This window comes from Streptomyces caeruleatus, from assembly GCF_001514235.1.
GTDB classification, from domain to species: domain Bacteria; phylum Actinomycetota; class Actinomycetes; order Streptomycetales; family Streptomycetaceae; genus Streptomyces; species Streptomyces caeruleatus.
The window spans coordinates 586219-603876 of sequence record NZ_KQ948926.1; the positions used below are offsets into that span (position 1 = coordinate 586219).

The 17658-nt window shown below is 72.1% G+C and carries 12 protein-coding genes; 2 read left to right on the forward strand and 10 right to left on the reverse strand.

Annotation, left to right across the window (positions count from 1 at the left end; all coding sequences use genetic code 11):
- From AQJ67_RS44975 to AQJ67_RS11500, 5 genes are all read right to left on the reverse strand, one after another.
- A complete protein-coding gene (locus AQJ67_RS44975; RefSeq protein ID WP_079055886.1) occupies positions 1-210 on the reverse strand; it encodes a hypothetical protein in 210 nt (69 codons plus the stop codon).
- Between the two features lie 137 nt (positions 211-347).
- Positions 348-671 (reverse strand): hypothetical protein, encoded by a 324-nt coding sequence (locus tag AQJ67_RS11485; RefSeq protein WP_062718102.1) that lies wholly within the window; start codon positions 669-671, stop codon positions 348-350.
- Complete coding sequence (locus AQJ67_RS11490; RefSeq protein ID WP_062718104.1) at positions 668-1036, reverse strand: WhiB family transcriptional regulator; 369 nt, start codon at positions 1034-1036, stop codon at positions 668-670. The genes AQJ67_RS11485 and AQJ67_RS11490 overlap by 4 nt, the downstream gene beginning before the upstream one ends.
- A gap of 175 nt (positions 1037-1211) precedes the next feature.
- Positions 1212-1538: a hypothetical protein gene (locus AQJ67_RS11495; RefSeq protein ID WP_062718106.1), complete on the reverse strand. Its 327-nt coding sequence runs from the start codon at positions 1536-1538 to the stop codon at positions 1212-1214.
- A 165-nt stretch (positions 1539-1703) separates the two neighbouring features.
- A complete protein-coding gene (locus tag AQJ67_RS11500) occupies positions 1704-3956 on the reverse strand; it encodes an ATP-dependent DNA helicase UvrD2 (protein ID WP_244190431.1) in 2253 nt (750 codons plus the stop codon).
- Between the two features lie 127 nt (positions 3957-4083).
- Here AQJ67_RS11500 and AQJ67_RS11505 point away from each other — a divergent pair, with 127 nt between their 5' ends.
- Positions 4084-4326, forward strand: a complete 243-nt coding sequence (locus AQJ67_RS11505) for a mycoredoxin (RefSeq protein WP_037886733.1) — start codon at positions 4084-4086, stop codon at positions 4324-4326.
- Positions 4327-4387: 61 nt separating this feature from the next.
- On the opposite strand, the gene nudC is transcribed toward AQJ67_RS11505, so the two are convergent.
- The 5 genes from nudC to AQJ67_RS11530 all read right to left on the reverse strand — a co-directional run bounded on the left by nudC (position 4388) and on the right by AQJ67_RS11530 (position 14658).
- On the reverse strand, positions 4388-5329 hold the full coding sequence (nudC, locus tag AQJ67_RS11510; RefSeq protein WP_062718110.1) for an NAD(+) diphosphatase: 942 nt from the start codon (positions 5327-5329) through the stop codon (positions 4388-4390).
- A gap of 156 nt (positions 5330-5485) precedes the next feature.
- Entirely contained in the window at positions 5486-6889 is a 1404-nt protein-coding gene (locus AQJ67_RS11515; RefSeq protein WP_062718559.1) for a dipeptidase, read from the reverse strand.
- A 10-nt stretch (positions 6890-6899) separates the two neighbouring features.
- The gene (locus AQJ67_RS11520) at positions 6900-10451 is read right to left on the reverse strand and encodes an ATP-dependent DNA helicase (RefSeq protein WP_062718112.1); all 3552 of its coding nucleotides are present in this window, start codon (positions 10449-10451) and stop codon (positions 6900-6902) included.
- A gap of 116 nt (positions 10452-10567) precedes the next feature.
- The gene (locus tag AQJ67_RS11525) at positions 10568-13975 is read right to left on the reverse strand and encodes an ATP-dependent helicase (RefSeq protein WP_079055888.1); all 3408 of its coding nucleotides are present in this window, start codon (positions 13973-13975) and stop codon (positions 10568-10570) included.
- Between the two features lie 257 nt (positions 13976-14232).
- Complete coding sequence (locus AQJ67_RS11530) at positions 14233-14658, reverse strand: MGMT family protein (RefSeq protein WP_062718117.1); 426 nt, start codon at positions 14656-14658, stop codon at positions 14233-14235.
- A 186-nt stretch (positions 14659-14844) separates the two neighbouring features.
- On the opposite strand from AQJ67_RS11530, the gene AQJ67_RS11535 reads away from it, so the two are divergent.
- Positions 14845-17607 carry a lysylphosphatidylglycerol synthase transmembrane domain-containing protein gene (locus tag AQJ67_RS11535; protein ID WP_062718119.1) on the forward strand — a complete coding sequence of 921 codons (2763 nt, stop codon included), beginning with the start codon at positions 14845-14847 and terminating at the stop codon, positions 17605-17607.
- Positions 17608-17658: the final 51 nt, after the last annotated feature.

The window sequence follows — 17658 nt, forward strand, 5'->3', positions numbered from 1 at the left end:
CTACCACCAGGCGGAGTCGAGCCGCCCCTCGATGGCTCTGAGGTTCTGCCGGGAGCAGGTGTCGCAGATGTAGTGGCGGGCGCCGTTCTCCACGGAGCAGGTCCAGGTGGGCTGCGGGGCGTCCGCCTCGGCGCCGCATCGGGCGCACACGAGGGGCTGGGGCTCCGTCGCGGAGCCGCCGTTGGCACTGCCTCCGGAAGGACTCGTCACTCGGCGACGATACCGCCGTACCTCGCTGATCAGCGCGCACAACGCACCGCGGGGGCCGGTCCGTTCGCACGGACCGGCCCCCGCGGGGAGCTACCGCCTCCCCAGGTCGGGAGGCCACCGCTGGGTGGTGTGGTCGGTTACTGCATGACCGCCATGGCGAGCGCGCGGCGCGCGCGCAGCGAGGCACGCTCGGCCCTGCGCTGCATGCGGCGAGCGGTCGCCAGGCGCATGGCCCGGCGTTCCTGCTCGGCCTCGTGGTGTCGCTCGTGCATATGCGCACGTGCCAGGGCTTCTTGGAGGAGTTGCATCTCTCGGTTCCTGTTCTGACGCGAGTCGTTCGCGCCACTGGTGGTGAAGTCTTCAGGCGCGGAGCCTGCAAGTTCGTGGGTGGACGGCTTCATCGGGGCCTGCTTCTGGGGGTCGTGCGTGAGGGGGCGATCGATCGTTCCTGCGGTGTTCATGCCGTGACCGGGTTCTTGCGCGGGCGACCACGCGGCCGCTTCCGGGCGACGACGACACCCTGGACGAACAGCTCGCCACCCCAGACGCCCCAGGGCTCACGCCGCTCCTTGGCGCCGGCGAGGCAGGCCTCGATCAGCGGGCAGGTGCGGCAGAGGGACTTGGCGTACTCGACGTCCGCCGGCGACTCGGCGAAGAAGACCTCCGGGTCGTAGGAGCGGCAGGGGACGGGTACGCCGAGGTTCTCGATGGCGTCGTCGAGCGCGGTGAGCGCGGTGAGGGGGGTCAAGGTGGAGTCCTCCGTGAAGCCGGGCTTGGGGATCGCGTCTGAGGGCGGTACGGACGGGGCGTGCGCTTCGAGTTGCACGGTTCGTCTTCCTCGTCTTTTCGTTCCGGTCCTGTGGGACCGGGTGGCGGCTGGTACCGGGTTGTTCCTTGTCCCGAGGCCCCTTCACTCCGTCATCCCCGTTGGGGGACAAACAGAAGGGCCGCGGATCCCGGATGGGGTTCCGCGGCCCTGAAGGCGCCGGCCTGATCGGCGATCAGGCTGGATCACTCCAGGGTTCTGGCCCACGGAAGGCCCACATCTGGTGGTGCTGCGTCGTCTGCTTCCGGAATCCGGCACCGGTCGCCGTGAAGGCATAGGCCCGCGCCTTTGCCTCTACTGCCGCTTCCAGTGCCTTGGTCGGTCGCTCATTGCCCTCGCGGACAGGGAGACCCGCGAGAGACAGGGCGGACGCCGGACGGTCGGCACGAATGCCGGACAGACCGGTGCCCTGGTTGGAGGCGCCGAGCATGCACAGGGAAGCGACGACCGAGCGATCGGTCATTTTCACGATGCTGATGGAGCTGGTGTTGATGCTGATCACTGGACTCGCCTCCTCTCGGCGTCTAAGGGGACTGGGGTGAGCCAGTCCGACGGGTATGCAAGTAGAACACGGAATTGGGGCCTCCGAGAAGGCCTCCGTTCCCGTGGCTAAGAACCTATGGGGATTGCTGGGGCATGCGCAAACTATTTTTTCGACGAGTTCGTGTCATTCCCCGCCGGCGTCCTCCCCAACCTCCTGGCCTGCGCAGATGGCCAGCACATCGGCTCCGTAGCGCTCGAGCTTGCGCTTGAGGACGCCGGGGATACGGGACAGCTCAACCGGACTGACCGGCTCCGCCTCGGCGATGGCCATCAGGGTTCTGTCCGTGAAGACGCAGAAGTCCGGCTGGCCGCTGAGGCGCGCCTGGACGCCGCGCCACTCGCGGAGTCGTTCGTAGAGGCCCTCGTCCATGTCAGAGGGGCAGGTCTCGCAGCGCATCAGCTTCATCTCACCGGCGTCGGTGAGGGTGCGTCCGCAGACGCGGCAGCGCGCCGGGGTGCGCTGGGTGCGTCTCGGGGCGGTCTCCGGTCTGCTCGTGAAGCCGCGGACCACGCCCCCGGAGCCGCCTGCGGCGGTGCGTCCGGCGGTGGCGGTCGAGCCGGGGCGCAGTCCGTCGAGGAAGCGGCTGGGGCGGCGGTTCGGACGGCCGCCGGGCGCGCGAGTAAGCGCCCAGGAGACATGGAGGTGCCGCCTGGCCCGGGTGACACCGACATAGAGGAGGCGGCGCTCCTCCTCGATCTGCTCGTCGGTCTTTGCGTAGGTGATCGGCATCATGCCCTCGGCTACCCCGACCAGGAAGACGACGTCCCACTCCAGGCCCTTGGCCGAGTGCAGGGAGGCGAGGGTGACGCCCTGGACGGTCGGGGCGTGCTGGGCGTTCGCCCGCTCGTCGAGCTCCGCCACGAGGTCGGCGAGGGTCACGTCGGGTTTGGCGGCGGCGAAGTCCTGGGCGAGATTCACCAGGGCTGCCAGCGACTCCCAGCGCTCTCTGACGGCGCCGGAGCCGGCCGGCGGCTGCGTCGTCCAGCCCTCCCCCGACAGCACGGCACGCACCTGCGAGGGAAGGTCGGGGGCGTCGTCGAGGAGGGAGTCGTTGCCGCCGAAGCGGGCCGCGCCGCGCAGGGCGATACCGGCCTTGCGCACCTCGGGGCGGTCGAAGAACCGCTCAGCGCCCCGCAGCTGATAGGGCACGCCCGCGTCGGCCAGGGCCTGCTCATAGGTCTCGGACTGGGCGTTCGTACGGAACAGGATGGCGATCTCGGCGGCCGGGACGCCGGAGTCCATCAGTTCGCGGATACGGCGGGCGGCGCCTTCGGCCTCGGCGGGTTCGTCGGTGTACTCGGTGTAGACGGGTTCGGGGCCCGCCTCGCGCTGGGAGACCAGTTCCAGGCGGTGGTCGGCGGCGCGGCCCCGGGCCTGGGCGAGCAGGCCGTTGGCGAGGTGGACCACCTGGGGGGTGGAGCGGTAGTCACGGACCAGTTTGACGACGGTGGCGCCGGGGTGGCGGGTGCGGAAGTCGAGCAGATGGTCGGGAGTTGCTCCTGTGAACGAGTAGATCGTCTGGCTGGCGTCGCCGACCACACACAGGTTGTCCCGGTCGCCGAGCCATAGCTCCAGCAGGCGCTGCTGCAGCGGGCTGACGTCCTGGTACTCGTCGACCACGAAGTGCTGGTACTGGGAGCGGACCTGGTCGGCGATGTCGTGCCGGTCCTGGAGGATGGCGACGGTGAGCAGCAGGACGTCCTCGAAGTCGATGAAGGAGCGGTCCCGCTTCAGGTCCTCGTAGACGTTGTAGATCTGGGCGATCTCGGCCGGGTCGCGGGGGGCGTCGCGGCCTGCCTTGGCGATGGCGGGCGGATAGTCGGCGGGGACGGTCTGGGTGACCTTGGACCACTCGATCTCGGCGGTGACGTCCCGCAGCTCGTTCCGGTCGAGGCGGATGCGGCAGGCAGCGGCCGCGTCCGCGACGAGCTGGATCTTGCGGTCGACCAGCCGGGGCAGGGAACCACCGACCGCTTTCGGCCAGAAGTACTGGAGCTGCCGCAGGGCTGCCGAGTGGAAGGTGCGGGCCTGGACCCCGGCGGCGCCGAGCTGGCGCAGCCGTCCGCGCATCTCTCCGGCTGCGCGGTTGGTGAAGGTGACGGCGAGCACGCTGGAGGGCTGGAGGAGGCCGGCGCGCACTCCGTAGGCGATGCGGTGGGTGATCGCCCGGGTCTTGCCCGTGCCGGCGCCCGCGAGCACGCACACCGGACCCTGCAGGGCGGTGGCCACCTCGCGCTGCTCGGGGTCGAGCCCTTCGAGCACCGCGTCGGCAGAGTCCGGTACCTGCGGGAAGAGGGTGGAGTGCGTTGCTGCTGTCACACCGCCATGCTGCCAGGTCGCCGGAGACGGCTGTGCCGGTTGTCCACAGGCAGGCATGGATAGTCGTACTAATGCGGCAGGCGTCACGTGCCGGGCATACCCCGGGTGGGAATGGCGCCCCGGTCGCGTACGTTCCCCCTCTGAACGACCTGTTTCCCCGAGCCATCAGAGGAGCGCGCGAGACATGCAGGGCACTGTGACGATGTACAGCACCACGTGGTGCGGCTACTGCCAGCGGCTGAAGAAGCAGCTGGAGCGTGAGGGCATCGCGTACACCGAGATCAACATCGAGCAGGACCCGGCGTCCGCCGCGTTCGTCGAGAAGGCGAATGGCGGAAACCAGACGGTCCCGACCGTGCTCTTCGCGGACGGCTCGACGCTGACGAACCCGTCGCTGGCCCAGGTGAAGCAGAAGATCGGCGTGTGATCGACACAAACGCGAAGGGTGGCCGGTCCCCCTCAGGGGCGGCCACCCTTCGCGTTTGTGCTCAGACGCTGCGCGTCGGCAGTGGCTTGCCGTACCAGAGCTCGATCAGGCGGGCCGCGATCGAGATGCCGTACGGCGGCATGACCTCGCCGGAGTCGAAGGCGGCGCGCAGTTCCTCACGGGAGAACCAGCGGGCCTCGTGGATCTCGTCCCCGTCGACCTGGATCTCGGTGGAGGTGGCGTGGGCCATGAAGCCCAGCATGAGGCTGGACGGGAAGGGCCACGGCTGACTGGCGACGTACTCGACCTCTCCGACGGTGACGCCGGCCTCCTCGAAGACCTCCCGGCGCACCGCCTGCTCGATGGACTCCCCGGGCTCGACGAAACCGGCGAGCGTCGAGAAGCGGCCTTCGGGCCAGTGGACCTGGCGGCCGAGGAGGATGCGGTCGTCCTCGTCCGTGACGGCCATGATCACGGCGGGGTCGGTGCGCGGGTAGTGCTCGGCGCCGCAGGCGGGGCAGCGGCGGATGTGACCGGCCGCGGCGATCACGGTGCGCTCGCCGCAGCGGGAGCAGAAGCGGTGGGTGCGCTGCCAGTTCTCCAGGCCGACGGCGTGCACCATCAGGCCGGCGTCGCGCGGCGACAGCAGCAGGCCCGCCTCGCGCAGCCCGGCCGCGCGCGCGGACTGGTCGATGCGGCCGGGCAGCGCGTCCTTCTGGAGGGCGAAGTAGCTGACGCCCTCCTCGTCGATGCCGAGGAAGTAGCGGTGTGCCTCGGTGAGGGGGGCCTCGAAGGAGGGGGTCATGACGAGTTCGGTGCCCCCGTCCGCCGTCTCGTCGATGAGGACCTGGCCGCCGGAAACCACGAAGCAGCGGGTCGTGGGGTGGCTCCATGCCGCCGCGAGCCAGGCCTCGTCGAGCCGGTGGTGGGCGGCGCGGTCGATGCCGCTCGGGGCGGTGAGCGAGATGGGTCGGTCGGCGGTGTGGTCGGTCGAGGTGGTCACGGGTGCTTCCAACTCCCCCAGTGGAACGGTGTGCTTCGGCGGGCGTATCGGCGGAACGTGGGACGGGAGGCGACCGGGTGCGGCAGGGCTCGGCGGTGCGGGGCGGCCTTCTCAGTGTGCCCCGCGCGCGATGCCCCTTCGGACGGCCCGGACAGGTCAGGGCTCATGGCGCCAGTTCGCGGCCAGGTCGCCCCAGAGGTAGGCGGTGGTCTCGACGCCTTTGAGGAGCAGGGCGAGCTCGACCTTCTCGTTCGGCGCGTGCCAGCCGTCGGAGGGGACGGAGATGCCGAGGAAGAGCACGGGTGCGCCGAGGACGTCCTGAAGGTCGGCGGCGGGACCGGAGCCGCCCTCACGCGTGAAGCGGACGGGCCCTTCGAAGGCGCGGCCCATGGCTCGCACGAGGGACTGGAGGGCCGGATGGTCCAGCGGCGTCAGGCACGGGCGCGTGGCCCCGCCGAACGTGATCTCGCAGCGGATCCCGGCGGGTACCTGTGCGTCGGCCCAGGCACGGACGGCCTTCTCGACATGGTCGGGGTCCTGTCCCGCGACCAGCCGGAAGGAAAGCTTCAGCATGGCCGAGGACGGGATGATCGTCTTGCTGCCGGGGCCCTGGTAGCCACCGCCGATGCCGTTGACCTCGGCGGTGGGGCGGGCCCAGACGCGCTCCAGGGTGGTGTGACCGGCCTCGCCCTGGGTGGCGTACGACTTGGCGGTGCGCAGCCACTGCTGCTCGTCGAAGGGCAGCTCGGCGAAGAGCTCGCGCTCGCGGTCGGTCAGCTCGACGATGCCGTCGTAGAAGCCCGGGATCGCCACGCGCGCGTGCTCGTCGTGCAGGGCGGCGACCAGGCGGGCGGCCGCGGTCGCGGGGTTGGGCACCGCGCCGCCGAAGGAACCTGAGTGGATGTCCTGGTCGGGGCCGTACAGCCGGATCTCGCACTCGGCGAGGCCGCGCATGCCCGTGCACACCGTCGGGGTGTCCTCGGACCACATGCCGGTGTCGGACACGATCACGGCGTCGGCCGCGAGCCTCTCGGCGTGCTCCTCGACGAGGGCGCGGAAGTTCGGGGAGCCGGACTCCTCCTCACCCTCGATCAGCAGCTTCAGGTGGACGGCCGGGGTGGTGCGGCCGGTGGTGGCCAGGTGGGCGCGGACGCCGAGTGTGTGGAAGAACACCTGGCCCTTGTCGTCGGCCGCCCCGCGCGCGTAGAGGCGTCCGTCCCGGACGACGGGCTCGAAGGGCTCGCTGTCCCAGCCGTCCTCGCGGGCGGCCGGCTGCACGTCGTGGTGCCCGTAGACCAGGATCGTGGGCGCCTCGGGGTCGTCGGAGGGCCACTCGGCGAACACGGCGGGCGCGCCCGGCGTAGCCCAGACCTCCGTGGTCGGGAAGCCGGTCTCCTTGAGCTTCGCGGCGAGCCAGTCGGCGCTGCGGCGTACATCGGGCGCGTGGTCGGGCTGGGCCGACACGGAGGGGATGCGCAGCCACTCGGCGAGGTCGTCGAGGAAGGCGGCGCGATGCTGCTCGATGTACGGGCGGACGGCGCTGTCCGGGGTCTGGCTCATGGTCACGAGCCTATCGGCCCGCACCGACATCCTCGGTGGGCGGTTCCTCACACCCCGCCCCCGGGACCGGCTCCTCGGTCAGCAGCCGCTCCAGCGCGGCCCGGCCCGGCAGGTCGTCCGGGCGTACGACCTCGCCGCTGCGGACGTACAGGAACACGGCGTTGACCGACTCCAGGGGCATCCCCTGCTGCTCGGCCCAGGCAAGCCGGTACAGGGCGAGCTGGAGCGGGTCGGCGGTGTGGGTGCGGTTGGTCTTCCAGTCGACGATCTCGTACGCCGTCGCCCCTTCGGCGTCGACGTCCTTGTACACGGCGTCGATCCGGCCCCGTACGACACGGCCGGCGATCACGAGCTGGAACGGGGCCTCGACCCGGTACGGCGTGCGGTGCGCGTATTCCGTCCGCTCGAAGGCGTCCTTGAGGGCTTCCAGGTCGCGCTCGTCGGCGATCTCGGCCTCGCTGCCGGGCAGGTCCTCCGGCTCCAGCATGGGCAGCGTCAGCTCTTCGAAGCGGGCCTCTACCCAGGCGTGGAATCGGGTGCCTCGACGTGCGGCGGGTTGTGGGGGGCGCGGCATGGGGCGCGCGAGTTCCTGCGCGAACCCGTCCGGGTCGGCGGCCAGCCGCAGCAGCTGCGACGCGCTCAGTGACGCGGGCAAGGGCACGTCCGTGACGCTCGCGCGGGCGCGCAGGAGCTCCCCTGTGAGGGCGTCGAGGTCGCGGTCCCACGAGGCTATGGTGCGGGCTTCCTCCGGGGTGAGCGCCGGTTCGGCGGGGTGGGGGCGAGCGAGGGGGCCGGCGGAGGGCTCCGGGGACGTCGCCTGGTGCGGGACGGTCGGGACGCGCGCGGCTGCCGGGCGGTCCGCGGTCCAGGAGTCCCAGTCGCCCGGGTCCTCCTCGTGCGCGGGGTCCGCCTCGAAGGGATCGCCGTCCTCGGCGAACTCATCGGGGATCGCGTCGGGGAACTCGCCGTCGAACGCTTCGTCGTCCGGTGGCGGAGGCCAATCCGGATCCTCGTAGGTCTGCGGGTCGTGCGTCGCGGCGGGGTGGCCGTCCTCGTGAGAGCCGAGGTTCTCCAGGTGGGCCAGGACCGTCTCGGCAGCCGCGCGGCGTCGGGTCAGGGCGGCGTCGTCGAGGGGCAGGGGCCACACCTGGTCGGCGCTCTCGCGGTGCAGGGCCGGGTTCTCCTCGTCCTCGGCCGGCTCGTCGGCCCACGCCTCGATCTCGCCGTGACCGGCAACGCAGTGGTCGTACAGCTCCTGAAGGAAGTCGGAGGGGCCGCGGGGCTTCTTCTGGCTGGGGCCCCACCAGTGGCCGGAGCCGAGAAGCAGGGAGCGGGGGCGGGTGAAGGTGACATAGCCGAGGCGGAGTTCCTCGGTGTGCTGGTGCTCCTTCATGGCTTCGTGGAAGGCCTTCAGGCCGCGGGAGTCCCAGGAAGCGACGTCGGGGAGCGTGTCGGTGTCGCCGCGCAGCTCGTGCGGGAGGACCTTGCCCTGCGCGGTCCACTTCTCGCGGCCCTGGGTGCTGGGGAAGGTGCCGGTGACCAGGCCGGGGACGGCGACGACGTCCCACTCCAGGCCCTTGGACTTGTGCGCGGTGAGCACCTTGACGGTGTTCTCGCCGCCGGGCAGGGCGTTGTCCAGGCCCTTCTCGTACTGGGCGGCGGTGCGCAGGAAGCCGAGGAAGGCGAGCAGGGTCGCCTCGTGGTCGCCGGCCGCGAACGAGGCGGCGATGTCGAGGAAGTTGGACAGGGTCTCGCGGCGGCGGGCGGCCAGCGCGTGGGGGGACGCCGACAGCTCCACTTCCAGGCCGGTGACGGCGAGGACGCGGTACAGGACGTCCATCAGCGGGTCGGACAGGGAGCGGCGCAGGTCGCGCAGTTCGGTGGCCAGTCGCGCGAACCGCACGCGCGCGTCCGGCGAGAACGGCAGCCTGTCGTCGTCACCGGCGCCGTCCAGCGGCGTCTCCAGGAACGTGTCGAGGGCGTCCGCGAGGGAGATCACCTCGGCGGGGTCGACCCCCTCGACCGCCTCGGCGAGCCGACGGTCCGGGTCGTCGTCGCCGTCCACGCGCGCGTGGGACACCAGCATCCGTGCGCGGCGTCCCAGGAGGGCGAGGTCGCGCGGGCCGATCCGCCAGCGCGGGCCGGTGAGCAGGCGGACCAGGGAGGCGTTGGCGCCGGGGTCCTGGAGGACCTCGCAGACGGCGACCAGGTCGGCGACCTCGGGCAGGTGGAGCAGCCCGGAGAGTCCGACCACCTCGACGGGGACGTCACGGGCGACGAGCGCGCCCTGGATCTCGGCGAAGTCCGTCGCCGTACGGCACAGGACGGCGATCTCGCCGGGTTCCTTGCCGGTGCGGACGAGGTGCGAGACGGAATCGGCGATCCAGTCGATCTCCTCGGCGTGCGTGGGCAGCAGCGCGCAGCGCACCGTGCCGTCACGCTCGGCTCCTGGGGCGGGCCGGAGGGCCTCCACGCCCGCGTGCAGGGCGCGCAGGGGCTCCGCGAGGCCGTTGGCGAGGTCGAGGAGGCGGCCGCCGCTGCGGCGGTTCTCGCTGAGTGCCTGGCGGGTGGCGGGACGGCCGTCGGCGTGGGCGAAGTGCTCGGGGAAGTCGTCCAGGTTGGCGACGGAGGCGCCGCGCCAGCCGTAGATCGCCTGGCAGGGGTCGCCGACGGCGGTCACCGGGTGGCCGGTGCCCTCTCCGAACAGGCCTGCCAGGAGGACGCGTTGGGCGACGGACGTGTCCTGGTACTCGTCCAGGAGGACCACGCGGAACTCGTCGCGCAGGATGCGGCCCACCTCGGGGATGCCGGCGAGCTGTGCCGACAGGGCGATCTGGTCGCCGAAGTCGAGCAGATCGCGCTCCCTCTTGGCGGCGCGGTAGCGGACCACGAGATCGGCGAGTTCCCGGCGCGCGGCGGCCGCCGCGGGGACCTTGCGCAGGTCGGCGTTGCTGAGCTTGGCGCTCTGCAGGCCGAGCAGCAGTTCGGCGTCGTACGCCCGCAGGGCCTCGGGCCTGACGAGGTGCTCGGCGAGTTCGGAGTCGAGGGCGAGCAGGTCGCTGACCAGGTCGGCGAAGGAGCGGGTGAGGGCCGGGTACGGCCCCGGGGCCTCGCGCAGCACGCGCGCGGCGAGCTGGTAGCGGGTAGCGTCGGCGAGCAGACGGGAGGTCGGTTCGAGGCCGATGCGCAGGCCGTGATCGGTCAGCAGACGGCCGGCGAAGGCGTGGTACGTCGAGATCACCGGCTCGCCCGGCGGGTTGTCCGGGTCGATGACGTCGGGGTCGGTGACGCCGGCCTTGACGAGCGCCTTGCGGACGCGCTCGGCGAGTTCACCGGCGGCCTTGTTGGTGAAGGTCAGGCCGAGGACCTGTTCGGGGGCGACCTGGCCGGTGCCGACCAGCCACACCACGCGCGCCGCCATCACCGTGGTCTTGCCCGAGCCGGCTCCGGCCACGATCACCTGCGGGGCGGGCGGCGCGGTGATGCAGGCCGTCTGCTCCGGAGTGAACGGGATGCCGAGGAGCTCCTTGAGCTGCTCGGGATCGGTGATACTTGCGGGCACATCGAAAGAGGCTAGCCGCGGGCACTGACAGTGGGTGCCGGACCGCCCCTCGGGGACGGGAGAAGCGCAGGTCAGCACGGGAGGTGCGATCGGTCACTCCGGTCGCTGACACGGCGTCACTCGACCACGTGCCGCCCCTCCGGCCGCGCGCTGCAGGACGCCCGGAACGCGCAGTGCGTGCAGTGCTGGCCCGCGGTGGGCGTGAACCGTTCGTCGAGGACCTTGCCCGCGGCCGTGGCGAGCAGGTCGCCGACCCACTCCCCCTCGCCGCCGTCCAGAGGCTCCTGCCCCTGCACCTTGGGCAGGGTGTCGCCGCCGTCCCGCTTGGCGGCGCCCTGACGCAGCTGGACGAGTTCGGCACCGCCCGGTTCGGGACGTACTCCGTCGAAGGCCTCGTCGACGGCGCCCTCGTGAACGGCGAGCTGATAGACGGCGAGCTGCGGGTGGCGGGCCACCTCGGCCGCGCTGGGTGCCTGCTTGCCGGTCTTGAAGTCGACGACGTAGGCACGCCCTTCGCCGTCGGCCTCGACTCGGTCCATCTGGCCGCGGACGCGCACCTCGAACTCGCCGGCCTCCAGGGTCACGTCGAAGTCGTGCTCGCTCGCCACCGGCGTACGCCCCGCACGGTCCATCACATGCCACTTGAGGAAGCGTTCGAGCGCCACGCGCGCGTTGTCCTTCTCCTGCGCCGACTTCCACGGCGCGTCGAAGGCGAGCGCGTTCCACACCGAGTCGAGGCGCTCCATGAGGACGGCGAGGTCGGCCGGGGTGTGCCCGGAGGCGACCTCGTCGGCGAGGACGTGCACCACGTTACCGAAGCCCTGGGCGACGGTCGCGGGCGCGTCGGCCTTCACTTCGCGGCCCAGGAACCATTGCAGGGAGCAGGTGTTGGCGAGCTGGTCGAGGGCGCTTCCGGAGAGCACCACGGGCTGGTCGCGGTCGCGCAGCGGCACCTTGGACTCGGTCGGCTCGAACATGCCCCACCAGCGGTAAGGGTGCGCGGAGGGCACCAACGGGCGGCCGTCCTCGTCGGCGAGCGCGGCGAGCCGGGCCAGCCGGCGGGCAGCGGCCTCCCTGAGGGTGTCCGACGCGCGCGGGTCGACCGTCGTCGCCCGCAGCTCGGCGACGAGCGCGGCGACAGCCAGAGGGCGGCGCGGGCGGCCCGTGACGTCCCTCGGTTCGACGCCGAGCTCGGTCAGGAAGCGGGAGGGCTGGTCGCCGTCGTCCGCCGGGGCCTTCACCGCCGTGACGACGAGGCGCTCACGCGCGCGTGTGGCGGCGACGTAGAACAGGCGGCGTTCCTCCGCCAGCAGGGCTCCCGGGGTGAGCGGTTCGGCGAGTCCGTCGCGGCCGATGCGGTCGGCCTCCAGGAGGGAGCCGCGGCGGCGCAGGTCCGGCCACAGGCCCTCCTGGACGCCCGCGACGACGACCAGGCGCCACTCCAGCCCCTTGGAGCGGTGCGCGGTCATCAGGCGCACGGCGTCGGGACGTACGGCACGCCGCGTGAGGGTGTCGGCGGCGATGTCCTCGGCCTCGATCTCCGCCAGGAAGTTCAGGGCACCCCGGCCGCCGGTGCGCTCCTCCGCGCGGGTCGCTGTCGCGAAAAGGGCGCATACGGCGTCCAGGTCACGGTCGGCGTTGCGTCCGGCGGCGCCGCCGCGACGGGCCGCCCGCTCCAGGCGGGTGGGCCAGGGCGTGCCCTCCCACAGGTCCCACAGCGCCTCCTCGGCCGTACCGCCGCCCGCGAGACGCTCACGGGCCTTACGGAGCAGCGCGCCGAGGCGCTGGGCGCCACGCGCGTACGTGGGGTCGTGCACCGCCAGCCGCTCCGGCTCGGCCAGCGCCCGCGCGAGCAGCTCGTCCGAGGGCGGCGGCAAGGGGTTGCCCGCGGCCCGCTCCTCGTCGCGCAGGGCCCGCCCGAGACGGCGCAGGTCGGCGGCGTCCATGGCAGCGAGGGGGGAGGCGAGCAGGGTGAGGGCGGTCTCGGTGTCGAGCCAGGAGGGCTCCGGCTGCTCCGTCGAAGTCTCGGTGTCGAGCCAGGAGGGCTCCGGCTGCTCGGGCGCGGTCTCGGTGTCGAGCCGGGACGGCTCCGGCTCCTCGGTCGCGGTCTCGGCCTCGGCACGTACCGAGGCCTCCGCCGTGGCCACCGCCCGCAATGCCGTCAGCAGCGGTGCCACCGCCGGCTCGTGCCGCAGCGGCAGATCGTCGCCGTCGATGTCCAGCGGCACCCCGGCCGCGGTGAGCGCCCTGCGCACCGTCGGGATCGTGCGCGAGCCCGCGCGTACCAGGACGGCCATCTCGCCCCAGGGCACGCCGTCCTCCAGGTGTGCCCTGCGCAGGATGTCGGCGATGTTGTCCAGTTCGGTGCCGGCTGTCGGGTAGGTGAAGACCTCGACACGGCCTCCCTCGCGGACCGGGGTGAGCTCGCGGTGGGCGCGTACCTTCTCGGCCGGCAGCCTGGTGAGCGGCATGCGCTGGGTCAGCAGCCGGGTCGCGGCCAGCAGGGCGGCGCCGGAGCGGCGGGAGGTGCGCAGGACCTCGACAGGCGCGGGGCGGCCGTCCGCGCGCGGGAAGGCGTGCGGGAACTCCAGGATGCCGTTCACGTCGGCGCCCCGGAACGCGTAGATCGACTGGTCGGGGTCGCCGAAGGCGACGAGGGTGCGCCCGCCGCCGGCGAGGGCGTGCAGCAGCCGTACCTGGGCCGGGTCGGTGTCCTGGTACTCGTCGACGTACACGGCGTCGTACTGCGCGGCGAGCCGCTGGGCGGCCTCGGGGCGGCGGGCGAGGAGCACCGCGCGGTGGACGAGTTCGGCGTAGTCGAGGACGCCCTGCATGTCGAGCACGTCGAGGTACTCGGCGAGGAAGGCGGCCGCGGCGCGCCAGTCGGGGCGGCCGATGCGGTGGGCGAAGGCGTCCAGCGCGTCGGGGCCGAGACCGAGTTCGCGGCTGCGGGCGAGGACCGCGCGGACCTCGTCGGCGAAGCCTCGCGTGGTCAGACAGGCGCGCAGCTCGTCCGGCCAGCGCACATGGGCGAGTCCGAGCCGCTCCAGGTCCGGCTGGCCCGCGAGCAGCTCCCGTACGGTCACGTCCTGCTCGGGGCCGGACAGCAGTCGCATCGGCTCCGCGAACAGGTCGCTGTCCTGGTGGGCGCGGACCAGGGCGTAGCAGAACGAGTGGAACGTGGTCGCCCGGGGCGCGCGGGCCGCTCCCATGCGCAGCGCCATGCGGTCGCGCAGCTCCACGGCGGCCTTGCGGCTGAACGTCAGCACCAGGATGCGCTCGGGGTCCCCTCCACGGGCGACGCGGGACGCCACCGACTCCACGAGCGTGGTCGTCTTGCCGGTGCCCGGGCCTGCGAGAACGAGCAGTGGTCCGGTCTTGTGGTCAACCACTGCGCGCTGTGCCGCGTCCAGACGAGGGGGAGCCGTTCGCACGACGGGGGTACGCACCAGCCGGTAAGCGCCACGGGTCCCCTGTCGCACCTGGGGGTGCGACAGGCGCCTGGTGGAGGAAGAGGAGCTCACGTGGTTCGCCGGTCCTGGTGGGTGTGCTGGTGGGACGCCCCTCGCGCGTGGAGGGCGGTGGCCGCGGGGTGAGGGGGACACGCGCAGCCGACGCTACGCCGACGGGTGGCGCGGAAGCAGGGCTTCCGATTCATCCCTCGGTTCACTTGCGACACGTACGTCCCTCACCTCACGAACGTACGTCATGCCACGGACGTGCCCTCTTTCCCCCGTACGGATCACGGGTCACACAGCGGGTCCGCCGATGGCGGAAGCTGTCAGGTGTGACCCTGTGCGCGTTCGCCGCCGTCCCAGCGCGCCCGCCTCATGTCGAGGCGCGGCAGGTGGCCCTCGGCGGCCCTGCTCGCCTCCTTCAGCGGCGTGCCCTCCGCGCGGTAGTGCTCCAGCGCCCTCAGCTCGTGCCCGGGCAGCAGGACCCCGTCCGCGCGGACCACCCGCCACCACGGAACGGCGCCCCCGTAGAGGGCCATCACCCGGCCGACCTGGCGGGGCCCGCCCTCCTCCAGCCACTCCGCGACGTCCCCGTACGTCATGACGCGGCCCGGCGGAACCAGGTCGGCGACCTCGAGGACCCGCTCGGCGTACTCCGGCAGCGCGTCCGCGTGCTCCGGGCGAACGTCGTGGTCCGGGCGGACGCCGGCGCGGTCCGGGCGATCATGGTCCGGAAGACTCTCCTCACTCATCCGGCCCATCCTGCACCACCCCACCGACAATGTGACGCGCTCGCCACTGAGCGTGTGCCTCGCCCTGCGGCGGCCCTTCGGGCAGACTGTGCGCCCCCGCATTTGCACCCTGATGCCCCCGTGTGTCGGTGGAGCATGCCACCATCGTGCGGGCGGTGACTGGTGATACGAGATCAAGAAGAGACGATGAAGCAGCAGGGTGTGCACCCGGAGGACGCGGAAAGCACCTCTGACGCTTCGTCGCGCCCGGACACCGCGAACGCCGACAAGAAGGGCACCGGCGAGGGCGGCGACAAGGGCAGCGACAGCGACACCGGCAAGAAGGACGAGGCCGCGTACGACCTGGACGAGGCGCACGCCGACGAGGTCGAGGGCGACGAACCGCTGCTCCCCGCGCGCGTGCACCGTCCCTCCGACCTGATGCGGCTCCTCGTGGGCGTGCTCGGCATCGTGCTGCTGCTCGCGATTGCCGCGTTCGCGCACGGCACCACCTCGGGCCTCGAACAGGACATCAACAAGGGCACCGGCCAGGCGCCCGACGTGTTCAGCAAGATGGCCGGGCTCGTCTCCAGCATCGCCATCCTCCTGGTGCCCGTCGCCTTCGCGATCGAACGGCTCATCAAGCGGGACGGGCTGCGGATCGCCGACGGTGTCCTCGCGGCCGTCCTGGCGCACGGGGTGACGCTCGCCACGGACCTGTGGGTCGCGCGGGCCGCCCCGGAGTCGATCCGGGACGCCCTCACCCAGCCCTCACCCGGCGACATCGGCTCCCTCACCGACCCGGTGCACGGGTATCTCGCGCCGGTGATCGCGTACATGACCGCCGTGGGCATGTCCCGCAGACCGCGCTGGCGTGCGGTGCTCTGGGCGGTCCTGCTTCTCTACGCCTTCTCCATGCTGGTCACCGGCTACACCACACCGTTCTCGATCCTCCTGACGCTGCTGATCGGCTGGACCGTCGCCTACGGCACGCTGTACGCGGTCGGCTCGCCCAATGTCCGTCCCACCGGGCGGACCCTGATGGCGGGCCTCAGGCACGTCGGCTTCCGCCCGGTGAGCGCGGCCCGCGAGGAGATCTCCGACACACAGGAGACCGGCGACCGCGGCCGGCGCTACTTCGTCACCCTGGAGGACGGTCCGCCGCTGGACGTGACCGTGGTCGACCGGGAGCAGCAGGCGCAGGGCTTCTTCTATCGCGCGTGGCGCAATCTGACGCTGCGCGGCTTCGCCACCCGAAGCAGCCTCCAGTCGCTCCGCCAGGCCCTGGAGCAGGAGGCGCTGCTCGCCTACGCGGCCATCGCCGCCGGTGCCAACGCGCCCAAGCTGATCGCCACCTCCGAGCTCGGCCCGGACGCCGTGATGCTGGTCTACGAGCACACCGGCGGGCACACCCTGGACTCGCTGGCGGACCAGGAGATCACCGACGGACTGCTGCGCGACACCTGGCTCCAGGTCAAGGCGTTGCAGTCCCGGCGCATCGCGCACCGCAGGCTGGTGGGTGACGCGATTCTGGTGGATCGTTCCGGCAAGGTGATTATCACCGACCTGCGCATCGGCGAGATCGCGGCGAACAGCCTGCTGCTGCGCATGGACATCTCCCAGCTGCTGGTGACCCTCGGCCTGCGCGTGGGCGCCGAGCGCGCGGTGGCCTCGGCGGTGAGCGTGCTCGGCCCCGACGCGGTGGCCGACTGTCTTCCGATGCTCCAGCCCATCGCCCTGAGCCGCTCCACGCGCGCGACACTGCGCAGACTCGCCCGGGAGAGGGCCCAGCGCGAGCGCGACGCCGTGCTGGAGGCGTCCAAGCACGCCAGACACGCCCGCAGCGAGGAGGCCCCGAGCGAGGCCGGGCCGGCCCTCGACAAGCCGGACAAGAAGACCGTGAAAGCGCAGGCGCGGGCCGAGAAGCGGGCCATCGACGAGGCTCTGGACGAGGCGCGCGAGGAGGATCTGCTCACCCAGATCCGCCACGAGGTGCTGCGGATCAGGCCGCAGGCCCCGGTCGAACCGGCCCGCCTCGAACGGGTGCGGCCGCGCACGCTGATCAGCTTCATCGCCGGTGCCATCGGCGCGTACTTCCTGCTGACGCAGCTCACGCACATCGAGTTCGGCCCGCTCATCTCCAACGCGCAGTGGGGCTGGGTGGCCGCGGCCGTGCTGTTCTCGGCGGCCAGCTACTTCGCGGCGGCGATGGCGCTGCTGGGCTTCGTGCCCGAGCGGGTCCCGTTCCGGCGGACCGTGGGGGCCCAGGTGGCCGGGTCGTTCGTGAAGATCGTCGCGCCGGCCGCGGTCGGCGGCGTCGCTCTGAACACCCGTTTCCTCCAGCGCGCGGGAGTGCGGCCGGGGCTCGCGGTGGCGAGCGTCGGCGCCTCGCAGCTGTTCGGGCTCGGCTGTCACATCCTGATGCTGCTGTCCTTCGGCTACCTGACCGGCACCGAGAAGACGCCGTCGCTGTCGCCGTCCCGGACCGTCATCGCGGGTCTGCTGACGGTGGCGGTGCTGGTGCTCGTGGTGACCTCGGTGCCGTTCCTGCGGAAATTCGTCGTCACGCGCGTGAGGTCGCTGTTCGCAGGTGTCGTGCCGCGCATGCTCGATGTGCTGCAGCGGCCGCAGAAGCTGGTCACCGGTATCGGTGGCATGCTGCTGCTGACCGCCTGCTTCGTGATGTGCCTGGACGCCTCGATCCGCGCGTTCGGCAGCGAGGGCACCTCGCTCAGCATCGCCAGCGTGGCCGTCGTCTTCCTGGCGGGCAACGCGCTCGGCTCCGCGGCGCCGACCCCGGGCGGCGTGGGCGCCGTGGAGGCGACCCTGACCGTCGGTCTGATCGCCGTGGGCCTGCCCAGCGAGGTCGCCGCGCCCGCGGTGCTGCTGTTCCGGCTCCTGACCCTCTGGCTGCCCGTGCTGCCGGGCTGGCTGGCCTTCAACCACCTGACCCGCAAGGGCGCGCTGTAGCGCGAGGCGGCGTACGCGAGCCTGCGGGAGCATGTCGTACGACGAACTCGG